Origin of the sequence: Clostridium sp. UMB9555A, from assembly GCF_030222355.1 — a bacterium.
Taxonomy (GTDB): Bacteria; Bacillota; Clostridia; order Clostridiales; family Clostridiaceae; genus Sarcina; species Sarcina perfringens.
Genome location: NZ_JASORQ010000001.1, coordinates 705,046 through 718,776, shown reverse-complemented (window position 1 = coordinate 718,776; position 13,731 = coordinate 705,046). Strand labels below are relative to the sequence as shown.

12 protein-coding genes are annotated in these 13,731 nt (G+C 27.6%); 1 reads left to right on the top strand and 11 read right to left on the bottom strand.

The genetic code is table 11. From position 1 onward, the window contains the following. Positions 1 to 59: 59 nt before the first annotated feature. The 8 genes from QP548_RS03335 to asrA all read right to left on the bottom strand — a co-directional run bounded on the left by QP548_RS03335 (position 60) and on the right by asrA (position 9,319). Positions 60 to 1,007 carry a carbohydrate kinase family protein gene (locus tag QP548_RS03335; RefSeq protein WP_061428613.1) on the bottom strand — a complete coding sequence of 316 codons (948 nt, stop codon included), beginning with the start codon at positions 1,005 to 1,007 and terminating at the stop codon, positions 60 to 62. Next, positions 1,000 to 2,463 carry a glycoside hydrolase family 32 protein gene (locus tag QP548_RS03330; protein ID WP_061428615.1) on the bottom strand — a complete coding sequence of 488 codons (1,464 nt, stop codon included), beginning with the start codon at positions 2,461 to 2,463 and terminating at the stop codon, positions 1,000 to 1,002. The genes QP548_RS03335 and QP548_RS03330 overlap by 8 nt, the downstream gene beginning before the upstream one ends. Positions 2,464 to 2,502: 39 nt before the next feature. After that, positions 2,503 to 3,480, bottom strand: coding sequence for a LacI family DNA-binding transcriptional regulator (locus tag QP548_RS03325; protein ID WP_061428617.1), 978 nt, complete (start codon positions 3,478 to 3,480; stop codon positions 2,503 to 2,505). Positions 3,481 to 3,611: 131 nt separating this feature from the next. After that, complete coding sequence (locus QP548_RS03320; RefSeq protein ID WP_061428619.1) at positions 3,612 to 4,964, bottom strand: sucrose-specific PTS transporter subunit IIBC; 1,353 nt, start codon at positions 4,962 to 4,964, stop codon at positions 3,612 to 3,614. 324 nt (positions 4,965 to 5,288) lie between these two features. Further along, positions 5,289 to 5,915 (bottom strand): alpha/beta hydrolase, encoded by a 627-nt coding sequence (locus QP548_RS03315; protein WP_061428621.1) that lies wholly within the window; start codon positions 5,913 to 5,915, stop codon positions 5,289 to 5,291. Between the two features lie 521 nt (positions 5,916 to 6,436). Continuing rightward, positions 6,437 to 7,483 (bottom strand): sulfite reductase subunit C, encoded by a 1,047-nt coding sequence (asrC, locus tag QP548_RS03310; RefSeq protein WP_061428623.1) that lies wholly within the window; start codon positions 7,481 to 7,483, stop codon positions 6,437 to 6,439. A gap of 12 nt (positions 7,484 to 7,495) precedes the next feature. Continuing rightward, complete coding sequence (asrB, locus tag QP548_RS03305) at positions 7,496 to 8,287, bottom strand: anaerobic sulfite reductase subunit AsrB (RefSeq protein WP_061428625.1); 792 nt, start codon at positions 8,285 to 8,287, stop codon at positions 7,496 to 7,498. Continuing rightward, the gene (gene asrA, locus QP548_RS03300) at positions 8,288 to 9,319 is read right to left on the bottom strand and encodes an anaerobic sulfite reductase subunit AsrA (protein ID WP_061428627.1); all 1,032 of its coding nucleotides are present in this window, start codon (positions 9,317 to 9,319) and stop codon (positions 8,288 to 8,290) included. It lies immediately after the preceding gene. An 832-nt stretch (positions 9,320 to 10,151) separates the two neighbouring features. Here asrA and QP548_RS03295 point away from each other — a divergent pair. Beyond that, positions 10,152 to 10,562, top strand: a complete 411-nt coding sequence (locus QP548_RS03295) for a hypothetical protein (protein WP_061428629.1) — start codon at positions 10,152 to 10,154, stop codon at positions 10,560 to 10,562. A gap of 95 nt (positions 10,563 to 10,657) precedes the next feature. Here the strand turns inward: QP548_RS03295 and QP548_RS03290 are convergent, their stop codons facing one another. From QP548_RS03290 to QP548_RS03280, 3 genes are read right to left on the bottom strand one after another with little or no spacing between them, the layout of a single operon-like run. Further along, on the bottom strand, positions 10,658 to 11,842 hold the full coding sequence (locus tag QP548_RS03290; RefSeq protein WP_061428631.1) for an ABC transporter permease: 1,185 nt from the start codon (positions 11,840 to 11,842) through the stop codon (positions 10,658 to 10,660). Next, positions 11,829 to 12,527: an ABC transporter ATP-binding protein gene (locus QP548_RS03285; RefSeq protein WP_061428633.1), complete on the bottom strand. Its 699-nt coding sequence runs from the start codon at positions 12,525 to 12,527 to the stop codon at positions 11,829 to 11,831. The genes QP548_RS03290 and QP548_RS03285 overlap by 14 nt, the downstream gene beginning before the upstream one ends. Beyond that, positions 12,520 to 13,650: an efflux RND transporter periplasmic adaptor subunit gene (locus QP548_RS03280; RefSeq protein ID WP_061428635.1), complete on the bottom strand. Its 1,131-nt coding sequence runs from the start codon at positions 13,648 to 13,650 to the stop codon at positions 12,520 to 12,522. Before QP548_RS03280 ends, QP548_RS03285 begins: the two co-directional genes overlap by 8 nt. Between the last annotated feature and the right edge of the window lie 81 nt (positions 13,651 to 13,731).

The window sequence follows — 13,731 nt, the reverse complement described above, 5'->3', positions numbered from 1 at the left end:
ATATGAGAACTAAAGGATTTTAATAGGTTCCTAAAAATTCTCATATGCTTTCAAATAAACTATATATATTTCATTAAATCTTCTTCATTTGGAATAGCATCAATAGCACCATAATTTGTGCATGTTAATGCTCCAACCTTATTTCCATAACTTATAATTTCTCTCCATAAATTTAAATCAAAATTCTTCTTATCTTTTAATTCACTTACTTTCTTAAGAACAGCCCCAACGAAAGCATCCCCTGCCCCAGTTGAATCTACTTGATTAATTTTTATTGATGGAACTATCTCTGAATGAATGCCATTACTTAAAAGAGTTCCTTTTCCTCCTAGTGTAACAGCTATTATTTTTGCTCCTAAAGAATGAAGTTTTTCAACTCCTCTTTCTAAATCTTCTTCATCAGTTAATAGCTTTATCTCCTCATCACTAAGCTTTAAAAAATCACAAGAGCTTATAAATTTCTTACAGTCTTCCTTAAACTCTTCAATTCCTTCTTCTTTAATAAGCATATCTCTATAGTTTGGATCAAAAGATATAAAGTTTCCATTTTTACGTCCAATCTCTAAAAGTTTAAAATAAGTATTCTTAAGTTCCCCTTTTAAAAATCCCGTAGCTGAACCAAAGTGAATTATATCATCCTTTTCTATTTTACTTAAATCAATATTATTAAATGAATATTCTCCATCACTACCTCTATGAAACTCAAAATCTCTTTCTCCATTTTCATCAATAGCAACAAATGCTAAAGTGGTATATCCATCCATTTTAGTCATTTCAGTATTTATACCTATATTTTTTATCATATCAACTAGAAATTCTCCAAAAGAGTCATTACCAACTTGTCCTAAAAAATAAGATTCTCCTCCAAGCTTACAAACTGCTGCTCCAACATTTGCTGGAGCTCCTCCAGCCTTTTTCTCAAAGTTTACTCCATTTTTAAGACCTTTTCCTATATCTTTTCCTATAAAATCTATTAATAATTCTCCTATACAAAATACTTTATTCATTATAATTCACCTCATTCATCTCCCATACATTTAAGGAATTTATTTTAATTTTACCTTCTTCAGATTTTAAACTTAAATTAAAGCTATCTTTTTTAGGATAAAGCTTTAATGATGCTACTTCAATTCCATCTTGGAAATATATTTCTACTGATGATTTATCCACAAACATATTAATTTTTAAATTCCCATTAGAATGTAACTTAAACTTCCTTATACCCTTTTCTCCATTAATCATTGAATTTCTATCTATTATACAAATTTCTTTTTTAAAATCATAAATTAAGGATGTGTGTTCCTCATTACTCTTCATAAAATCAATTTCAATCTTTGATGCTTCCTGTCTTTCTATATCTAGTTTAAGCTCATAACTATTTTCTTTTACTTCATTAAAATTTAAATCTTCAATAATTATATTTTTTAGGCTTACAATTTTATCTCCCCTAAGCTTTCTTATCTCCTCTATAGGATTTTGATGTAAAATTCCATTCTTTAAGGTTAATTCTCTAGGCATGGTTAAAGAAAATATCAATCCATTCTCCCTACTACAATGAAACTCTTCTCTTTCAGGAAGTCCCATCCATCCAATTAATATATTTCTTCCTTTTTCGTCCTTAAATACTTGAGGCGCATAAAAATCAAAGCCCATATCTAATTCCTTGAACTCATTATTATTTTTAAATTCTAAAGTATCATAATTTAAATTTCCTATTAAGTATCCCGATTGATATATGTTTTGATATCTAAACTCTTCTTCTTTAATTCCTTGAGGAGAAAATATAAAAATATCCTTATTATGAATTTTTAAAAAGGATGGACATTCCCACATAAATCCAAAATCCTCATAAGACGTTTTTAGTTCCCCATAAAACTTCCAGTCATCTAGATCATTTGATTTATATATTACGCATCTACCCTTTAGCTTTTCAGTCTGTATTCCAAGAATCATATAATAATAACCATTATTTTCCCAAATATATGGATCTCTAAAATGAGCTGTATATCCTTTTGGTAATGTAGAAATAACTGGGCCTAATTTTTTCAATTGTCCATTTTCTTCAAGAATCCCCTTGCATTGATAAGATATTCTCTCTCCTTTATCCCCTTTAACATTCCCAGTATAAAATACTTGTAAATTACCATCTTTAACAATAGCTCCCCCTGAATAACATCCATCCTTATCAAAATATTCTTTTGGAGTTAAGGCAATTTTAGGTATTGAAAAATCTTTAAAATTCTTTGTTTTTACAATTCCCCAATGTTTATTCTTGTGCTCACAGCCATATGGGTTCCACTGAAAAAATATGTAATATTCTCCTTTATAATAACTTAATCCATTTGGATCATTTATAAGCCCAAAGGGAGGCTCAAAATGAAAATTATCTCTCCATATATCTTTAGTTTTATTATAATATTCTTTTGATTTTTTGTTTATATCTTCATCATTTAAAAACTCCATTTACTTCACCTTTCTTTTAATTATTAGGTGAAGCAAACCCTACTTTAAACTTTTAACACTTTCTCTTACCATAAGTTCTAAAGGAATTTCACAAGTATTTATACTTTTCTCTCCATTTATCAAACTTAAAATATTAAGTGCTATTTCTTCACCAAATAATTTATAATCAATTTTTACAGTGGTTAGTGATGGATATGTTATTGCACTTACCTCATATCCTCCAAAGGCTGCAATAGAAATATCCTCTGGTATTTGCTTTCCATTCTCAAGAAGATATCTCATAAGCCCAAGAGCTATATTATCTGTTGCACATACAATAGCTGTTGGATTATATTTTAAAACCTCTCCTCCTGCTTCATATGCTTTATCAAAAGAAAAGTCTGTTTCTACAAAACTTATATTGACTTCTTTTCCAAAAACATCACAAAACCCCTTTTTTCTAAGAATTCCAACTTCTCTATCACTTTCACTAACCCCTAAGAACACAATATCTTTATGTCCTTGTTCTTTTATATATGTTCCTAAAATATTTCCTATCTTTTCATCATCTAAAACTAAATAATTTATATAATCATTTTTTTGTCCTGAAAACAAAATAGGTATAGGAAGTTTATTGGCTAATTTTACATGTTCTTTTGAAATTTCAAAAGACATTATAATAATTCCATCTACCCCTTGATTATATAACTTATTAATTTGTTCTAATTCCTTTTCTATGTTAAATTCACTTGTTAATATTATTCCTTGATAACCCTGTTCTTCTAGTTTTTTATTTATACCATTTAATGTTTTACCTGCAGTAAATGAATCTATTCTAGGAACAATTATTCCTATTAACTTACTTTGTTTAGACTTTAACCTTTTAGCAAAAAAGTTAGTTTCAAAACCAGTTTTTTCTATAGCTTCTTTTATCTTAACTGTATTTTCATTACTCACATAACCACCATTTAAGTATCTTGATACAGTGCTTTTTGATACTCCTACCATATTAGCTATGTCCTGTATTGTAACTTTCATCATTTTCCTCCTAAATAAAGATATATATCTTCTTATATTATAAATTATATCATTACCTAGAAGTTTTTAACCATATAATACTATTTTGAAATATTTAAAAGCAGGCTCTGTAAAATCACAGAGCCTAAAAATTATTCTTGTGGTTTAAAGAATATATATGTTAATGCAAATGAAATAGCAAATCCAATAGCAATTGTTATGAAGTACTGAATTAATCCTGTATTAATATAAAGAAGTGTTCCCGGTATAGCTGTTATTCCCATACCTGTTCCAGCTAATTTCATCATTGATGCAAACATTCCTGATGCAGCTCCACCTATACATGCAAATATAAATGGTTTAATAAATCTTAAGTTTACTCCAAATATGGCCGCTTCTGTAATTCCTAAAAAGGCTGGTATTGCAGAGGAAATATATAATGAACGTTTTTTCTTATCTTTTGTCTTAAATCCAACTGCAAGAGCTGCTGCTCCTTGAGATACTATAGCCCCAGTTATTACTGCATTAAATGGATTTAATCCTGTACTTGAAATTAATTCAACTTCTAAAGCATTAAATATATGATGAACTCCAGTTACAACTATAACTTGGTGAACTCCTCCAATTATTGCTCCACCTATTCCAAATGGTAAGCTTAAAAACATTTTAAATAAATCTAATATATATACTTCACTTGTATGCATTATAGGACCTACTACTAAAAGTCCAATAATCATTGATACTAATAAAGTTAAAAATGGAGTAAATATTAAATCTAGTACATCTGGCATAAACTTTCTAACAAATTTTTCTAATTTAGCTGCTATAATACCTAATACTAAAGCTGGAAGTACTGATCCTTGATATCCTACTATAGGGATACTTATTCCTAATAAAGAAATATATATTGGATCTGCTCCTCCTGCTACTTGCCAAGCATTTGGAAGCTGAGGAGCTACAAGCATAAGCCCTAATACTATACCAACTACAGGTGTTCCACCAAATTTTTTCATTGTTGACCAAGCTACTAAGGCTGGTAAGAATATAAATGCTGTATCTGTTAAAACCTCTGATAAAGTATTAAAAGTTGGACTAAATTCAACTCCTAAATTAGTTAAAAGTCCTCTTAATCCCATAAATAAACCTGTTGCCACAAGTACTGGAATTATAGGAACGAAAATATCTCCTAAAGTACGGGATATTTTTTGTGGTAAAGTCATATCACTATATGCATCTTCTTTTACATTCCCAGTTTCTACTCCTTCACCATTCATAGCTGCAAAGACTTTATTTACAAATCCAGTTCCTAGAATTATTTGATATTGAGCAGCAGCAAAAAATTGTCCCCTTACTCCATCAATATTCTCAATTGCCTTTTCATTTATTAGACTTTTATCTTTAACTATAAGTCTCAATCTAGTTGCACAGTGTTCCATTGATTTTATATTTTCTTTTCCACCAATATTTTTTAATATTTCTTGAGCAACTATTTGTTCTTTACTCATTTTAAAACCTCCTAAAACCTATCCTCTTTTGATATCCTTTACTTCTTGAATATATGGTATCAGTTCCATACACTTTCTGTCAAGCTTCAAAATTTATGTTTTAAAATTAATTAAAGATATATTTTAATAAATTTCAAATTTTAAATTTATTTATTTGTTATTTTATTAATTAATAATATAATTTAATTGAAATATAATATTTTATTAAACCCTTTACATTTTATATATGGAATTAGTTTCATAAAGAATTGAAAATATTTAAAATGAAAAAAGAATAAGGTTAAACACTCATGATTAACCTTATTCTTTTTCATTTTAATTTAATTATTTTAATATAAAATCTTTTTCTATTTCTAAAGACTCTTTTAAAGCATCAATAGTATTCATAACATTTCCTTCTATATCAAGAGCATGATTTGCACCTTCTATTATAAAACTTTCTACATCTTCTCTTTTTTCTATCTCTACTCTATGAGCTATACTTAATAATGGATCTTTATCTCCTGTTATAACTAAAGAATTAGACTCTATATTAAACTCATCTAAAGTCTTATTTATTGGGCTTATATATATATTTCTTATATTTTTAAATCTTCTACTTAAATCTTTATTTAAGAAAGACTGTACACTTGTTCCAATGCTTTTTCCTATTATTAAAATTTCTTCATACTCTTTTTCTATAGCATTATCTATAACTTCTAATGACTCAGAAACCATTATACTAAACTCTTTTTCTATATTAAATTCACTTCTGTTTATTTGATATCCATATTCTATTTCTAGAACATCATATCCTATTTCTTTTGCTAATTGTTTAGAGTAATCTAAGTAAGATCTATCTAAACAATATCCTATTCCAGGCAATATTATACAAAGTTTTTTACTTCCAGCATCAATAAATCTTGGACTTAATTCAACACCCCAATATGATTTTATTATTTTATTACTCATTTTAAAAACCTCCTAAATTTTAAAGTTTTCAAAAATCTGTCCTAAAAAGTGATATGAAAGGGAGAATAAATATTTCACTTCTTAGGACAAATTATTTTTAAATCTATAATAAATTTTACTGACATTCTTTTCTCATTTCACTTAACATTATAAATTTAAATAATAATACAATCAAAGTCTTAAAAAAATAAAGATTTAAAATACAACTTCATTTTATTAACAATCTATTAACTTATTTATATTTTATTAATATTAATTTGCTAATTTATTGTATTTTTTGCTTATATAAAAAAATTACATAGATTGTAGAAAATTCTCTAATCTATGTAATTTTAAAAATAAACTTAATTCTTTAATATTATATTAGCATTACTATGTTTATATTTAATTTAAAGAGTGTACCCCTTCCCTAAAAATTAAAACTTTATAAATCATATAAGCTTTAAAAGCATAAATTTTTATTATCATAAAATTAAGCTCAATACTAATATAATAAAATTTATCTTTCTCACATTAAATAACTATCTTAAAGGTCTATTAGATTCTATAGTTTTATGCATCTTTATTGGTTTAACATTAAAGTTTGATCTATATTCTGTTTCAGCCCAGAATATATTATCTGCAACTAAAGCTTCTGGATTTAACTCTACTCCATCTAAAATTATTTCTTTAAATTTATGATATCCCGCTCTATCAATTAAGTGACCACCATGTAAATATTCTGGTTTATAATCTAAAGCCCAAGCAGAGAATTTTTGCCAGTTACCAAAGATACCAAGAACAACTTCTTCTGTTGCAAAGTTTATAAATGTTTTACCCATTCTAGGAGTTTGCTTTCCTGTTCTTCCTCCTATAACTATTCTATAGTATTTTTCTGGTTTTCTAGTCCAAGCACTTGCTGGACATGCTAATACACATTCTCCACATCCTACACAACAACATGGATCCTTATCAACTAGTCCTTTATCATTTAAACTTAAAACTCTTGTTGCATGATGTTCACAAGCCCTTACACAAGCTCCACAGCCTATACATCTTTCTGGATGATATTCCATCCTAGCTTGTCCTATAACACCAAAGTCTTGGAAATGTCCCTTTGCACAGTCATTTGGACATCCAGCTACAGATACTTTTATATGATAGTGTGATGGAAATACTAATTTTTCTATTTTATTAGCCATATCCTTAGTATCAACATTTGCTTTTATACAATGTGAATTTCCAATACATGCCATAACATTTCTAGCACCTATTGTTGGATATCCATTTTCATCAACTTTCATATCACAATTACATCTATCAACTTCAACTTCTTGTAAATAATTTTCTATAAACTTATTTACTGCTGGAATATTTTCATATTTAATTCCTGGAATATTAAAGGTTTGTCTCATCCCCATATGAAATGTTCCATTTCCCCAAGTTTCTGCTATTTCTTGTATTTGTGATAAATACTTAGCATCTACTATTCCTCCTGGAATACGCATTTGAAGCATAAACTCTCCTGGAACCTTTGATTGACGAAAACAATTTAATCTAACTTTTTTAATATCTATATCATGATTCATAAATAATTCCTCCTAATCTAATAATGTCTTTGCTTTTGTATAGTTAAACACAGGTCCTTCAAGACATACATATGTTTCATTTATTCTACAATGTCCACATTTTCCTACTGCACATGACATTTTTCTTTCAAATGAAACCCATATCTTATCTTCTGGAACTCCAAGTTTTAAGAATTCTAAAGCTGTAAAATGCATCATTACAGGAGGTCCAACTATGATAACCTCATAATTATCTCCAAAGCTTTCTAAAGGTAATTTATTTAAATGAACTGTTACAAGTCCAGTTTCCCATCCTTCTTTTGTATCATTATCTAAAGTATAAATAGTATTGAATTTTTCATTCCATCTATCTAAGTCATTTTTAAAAAGTATTCCCTCTGAATTTTTAAATCCAAATACTAGACTTAAAGTTTCAACATAATTTGGTTCCTCATAAAATTTATTTATTAAACTTCTAACTGGTGCTACTCCTGTACCCCCAGCTACTATTATTACATTTTTATTTTTAAATTGTTCTACAGGCCACCCTTTTCCATAAGCTCCTCTTAAAGAAATCTTATCTCCTGGTTGTAACTTAAATATTTCATCAGTAACTTTACCTACTGCTCTTATTGTAAAATCTAAGTATCCTGGTCCAAATCCACTAACAGAAATAGGTGCTTCCCCTACCTTAGGAAGAGATAATTCTAAAAATTGACCATGCTCTGGAACAACATCAGAAGCTATTCTAAAAGTCCATTCTTTATCAGTTTCCTTAACTATGTCTATTATTTCACATGATTTAGGTGTTAAAATATTTTCCATTTACATCTCCTCCATTATCTCTTTTACTGCTTTTGAAACCTTATTAATAGTAGCTGTAATTGATATATGTTCTGGACATCTATCTGTACATCTTCCACATCCTACACACATATGCTCTTCTCCAAATTGAGCTTTATAATCATGAATTTTATGCATAACTTTATATCTCATTTTATCGCCAGCAGTTTTTCTAAATAAATGTCCACCAGCCATTTCATCGAATCCATCTACATGACAAGATGCTTGTATTCTCTTTCTTTCACCTATGTTATGATTTGAATCATGAACTATATCCCTTGTTGTAAAGCATGTACATGTACTACAAGCTAATGTACAACTTCCACATTGAATACATCTTTTATTGTATTCTTCCCACATTTTATGATCCTTTAATTTATTTAAAACTTCAACACTATCTATTTCTGGTAACTCAACCTTAGCTATATTTTCTTCAATAAACTTAAGTTCAAATTCTTCTTCTTCTTTTCCTTCAAAGTATTTATTAAATTCTTCTTCTTTAACATTAAAAAGTAAATTATCCTCATTAAATCTTACTGCTAAACTATAGTCATCAGTTTTATTGCTATTCATTGTTGTACAGAAACAAGTATCCCATCCCTCTGTACATTCCATACAAATAAACTTAACTCTATCTCTCATTCTTTTATAAAATGTATCTTCAAAATTTCCATTTTTAAGATATATAGTGTCTTGTCTTCTTTGAGCATTTATATCACATGGTCTTGCAAATATAAGCATTTTCTTTTGACTATCCATTTTACTTTCTCTAAACTCATTTTCTATGAAATAATATAAAGTTTGAGAAATTGGAGTAATTATTTCTTTTACTGGATAAGTTGATTTTTCATTATATACTATTTCTTCCACATTATTTATAACATCATATTTTATAATATCTGTGTCTGAGTATCTTCCTTGTTTTTCAAATCTTTTTGGAGCATAAATTATATACTCCTTTTTAAGCTCGTTAAATAAATCATTTACTTCTTTTAAATTTAATTTGTATCCCATTCAAACACCTCCAAAATTTAAACTATTCTTCTTTTGATAGTTTATTTTTTAACAAACTCCTTACATACTTATAATACTCCATTTTTATAAATAAGTTAAATTCTCTTTTTTTATTGAAATCATAACTATTTACCTATATACATTTTTATGACTCTCTATGAATATCTTTATAAAAATTCCTATATCAAAGTTTAATATAGTCTCTTTTTAAAAGTTATCTATTACAATATACCATAAAAGTTAACATTTTGTAAATATATATCAACAAACCGTTAATAATTAAGGGAAATTTAGTAAATTAAAAATTTTAGATAAGTATTTTTTATTTTTCATCTAAAAACATTCACAATTTATATATATTTTTTATCAAAAGGTGTTTTATTTATTATTTTTATAATTCTATTTTACATATATGTACTTATAATAGACTTATTAATAAACTCTAAAATAGCCTTAAAACATGAAAATAGAATTCCAATAAATCTATAGAATTTTATAAAAACAAAGTAAAGTTAATAATCCTACTAAAATAATATTTTCTAATGAACAAGGTACAAATAAAATAATTTCTGAAGCTTTAACAATGCAAAAATATGCAATGGATTCTGGTATTCCTATATAAGAATACTTTATTAGAAGATAAATCTAAAAATACATTGTAAAATATAAAATACTCTAAAAATATTATTTTTCTGTAATTTTAATTACTTATTTATAAATAGTACTTTTCTTAAATTTTCCTTAATTATTAACATTTTCTTGTTATTTCTTTTACATTTTATTTACTTTTATGGTATATTGTAATAAATAAACTTTAAAGGGGGACTATATTATGGAAAACCAAAAACAAAATAAATTAGGAGCTGGAATAATAACCATTTCTGTAATACAAATAATTTTTTCAGTTTTTGCTCTTTTTGGATCAATAATGTTATTAATACCAAGCTTTCAAGAAAAGTTAGCTACAATTACTGGAGCACCAATAGATCAATTAGGTATAAACAATACTAGTATTATTATTGGATTAGTTTCAATAATATTAGATCTTTTAGGAATAATACTAATATTAAGAAAAAAAGCTATTGGACTATACATATATTTATTAGTAACTGCTGCTAATATAATTTATTCAATTATAATGAATGGATTTATGATATCATCATTAATAGGCTCATTAATTTTACCAGTATTAATGACATTCTTTGTTTATAGAAAAAAGGAGCTTTTCGGATTAAGTAAATAAGAATATTAATAAAAAAGATGGAAATCAATTTAAATTTCCATCTTTTTTCTTTATCTTTTATAATTAATTTATATATTTATTACTATTAATCTTCTTTATCTATAAATGGCTTTTATAGGATCTAACTTACAAGCATTGTAAGCTGGTATTATTCCAAATACTACTCCTTCTATTATTGAAACCAATGTAGCTCCTACAAAGGTACTCATTGTAAGTATTGGCTTAAATGGTAAAAAGGCACCAGCTACTTTAGATATTAAGTATCCTAATAATATTCCAATTAATCCACCTATTAAGGTTACTAATACAGCTTCAAATAAGAATTGAAGTAATATGCTCTTAGGCTTTGCTCCAATAGCTCTTCTTATACCAATTTCTCTTTTTCTTTCAGAAACTGAAACATACATTATGTTCATAACTCCAATTCCACCTACTAAAAGTGAAATTCCTGTAATAAATGCTATGAATTTTGTTAATCCACCAATTATCTTTTCAAAGGCCTTTGTAACTTCCTCTGGGTCTTGCATCTCATATTTTCCTCCAATATTAGGATGATTAGACATTAAATATTTTTCTATTTCCTTATATACTTCTTTTTTATCAACACCTGCATTAAGTGATACATCTAAGGAAGTTATTAATTCATTGCTATTCATATTGTCTATAGCTTTCTTTGGAACATAACTTGTATTTCCTCCAAAGCTCATCATATCAAACTGTGGTAAAATACCTATAACCTCAAAATTCATTCCATTCATAGTTACAGCCTTACCAATACCACTTTCTATTGGATTAAATAGTTCTTTTGCAACATTATTATCCAATACAATTACAGACTTATCCTTATCTCCATCTTCAAACCATCTTCCATATTCAACTTTCTCATTTTTTCCATCATAGGATCCAAGCATAGCAAATTGATTTTTATCAAAATACTGAAGTTGACTACTTGAAAAGCTCATTATACCCATAAAGCCTTGAGATGGTTTCACATCTTTAACTCCCTTTATTCCTTTTATGCCGTTCATATCTGATTTTGTAAAAGGTTCTAAAAGACTCATATTAGCGTCAAAATTATCTGGTTTAAATGTTATGTTTATCTTATTAGCATTAGTTTCTTGAGAAGATTCTAAAACATAAGCTTTTAATCCATCTCCAACTGAAAGTATTGTAACTACAGAGCTTATGCCAATAATAATACCAATCATTGTTAGAAAAGTTCTTAACTTATGAAACTTTAAACTAGCAATGGCTGTTTTTATTAAATTAATTGCTGACATAATCTTCCCCCTTTGTTATAACTCCATCCTTAACTCTTATTATCTTATTTGCATATTTAGTTAAGTCTTCATCATGTGTTACCATGATTATTGTCTTATTATCCTCATTTAATTTTTTTAAAATCTCCATGATTTCTGTACTAGTATTACTATCTAAAGCTCCTGTTGGTTCATCAGCAAAAATAACATAAGGATTATTTATAAGAGCTCTTGCAATAGCTACCCTTTGTTGCTGACCTCCTGATAACTCTAGAGGAAGTTGGTTCTTCTTTTCCGATAAACCTACCATTTTTAAGTATTTATCTATAAGTTCTTCTCTTTTCTTACGAGGTATGCTTTTTTCATTATATAATAATGGAAGTTCAACATTGCTTCCTATGGTCATAGAGTTTATTAAATGGAATTGTTGAAATATAAATCCCATATACTTATTTCTTATGTCAGCTTTCTGATCTTCTTTTAATTTACTAACATCAATATTATTAAACTTATATGTTCCATCTTCAAAGCTATCTAATAATCCTAGTAAGTTCATTAAAGTTGTTTTACCACTACCTGATTTCCCCATTATCATGACAAAATCCCCTTGTTCTATTTCCAAATTAACATCCTTTAAAGCATGAAATTTCTCTTTACCTAGGCTATAGTATTTATTTAACTTAATAACCTCTACTATATTACTCAACCTTCATCCCCTCTTTCATGTTAGGAGTAGGATTAGAAACTATTTTATCTTCTTCATTTAATCCACTGCTTACTATAACTTCATCTTCACTTCCTTCTTTAGGTGAATATGTTATAACTTGCTTAACAAGTTTTCCATCTACATTTTTAAATACAAATTCTTCATTATCCACACTTAAAATTGCTTCCTTAGGAATTTCTATTGGCTTTTTATCTAAATTAACAGATGCTTGAACATGGAATCCATTAGTTAAATCCTCCTGAGAATCTGGAGTTATCTTAACTTCATAATAAGACATATTTCCACCTGCTCCTTCCTGTGCACCTGTCTGTGCTGCTAAAGAAGCTCCATTATCTATAGGAGTATTTCCAACAGAGGATATTTTACCATTTATATTTTTATTTGTTGAAAGAATAGTTATCTGAACTTCTTGTCCTTCCTTTATCTTAGGTTGATCTTTTTCATTTACACTTCCACTAATATAATAATCACCTGATTCAACAGTAATATATGGTTGTGTAGGATTTCCACTTGGTTCTGCCAAAATTACCTTTCCACCTATAGGCGCAGTTACTTTATAATATTCCTTATCCTTTAATGCTTTTATTTGCTTTTCTAGAAGTTTTATTTGCTCATCTACATTTCCAGTTGATAGCTCCCCACCTGCATTTTGCCCTAAATTAGGTATTTGACCTCCTTGAGGCATTTGATTTTCTAATCCGGCTTTCTTTAAATCCTCTAATTGTTTTTTTGCTTCTGCATTTTGTTTATTAATTTCTTCTTTTTGACTTTTAGCAGAATTTAATTGTAATTCTAACTGTTCTACCTGACTTTGAACTTGGTCATTTTTATATGTAAATAAAGTATCTCCTTTTTCAACAACATCTCCATTTTCAACTTCTACTTTATCTACAGTACCCTTTGTAGCATCTAAAAATATATTTTCAACTTTTTCTGGTTCTATTTTCCCATTTACAAAAACCTTATCTGTAGAGGGAACAGTGTATATCTCCATAGTTGCCACTGATTCCTTATTCATACTTTGTTTTAAAAAATAACTTCCAACTCCTACCCCTGCAAGTATTACAACTGTTACTATTGCTATTATGTATTTCTTTTTCATGAATATCCTCCCTTACGAATCATTTATCCTAATAATATCATATTTTTAAAAATTATGTATAATTTTTGAATATTTTAAACC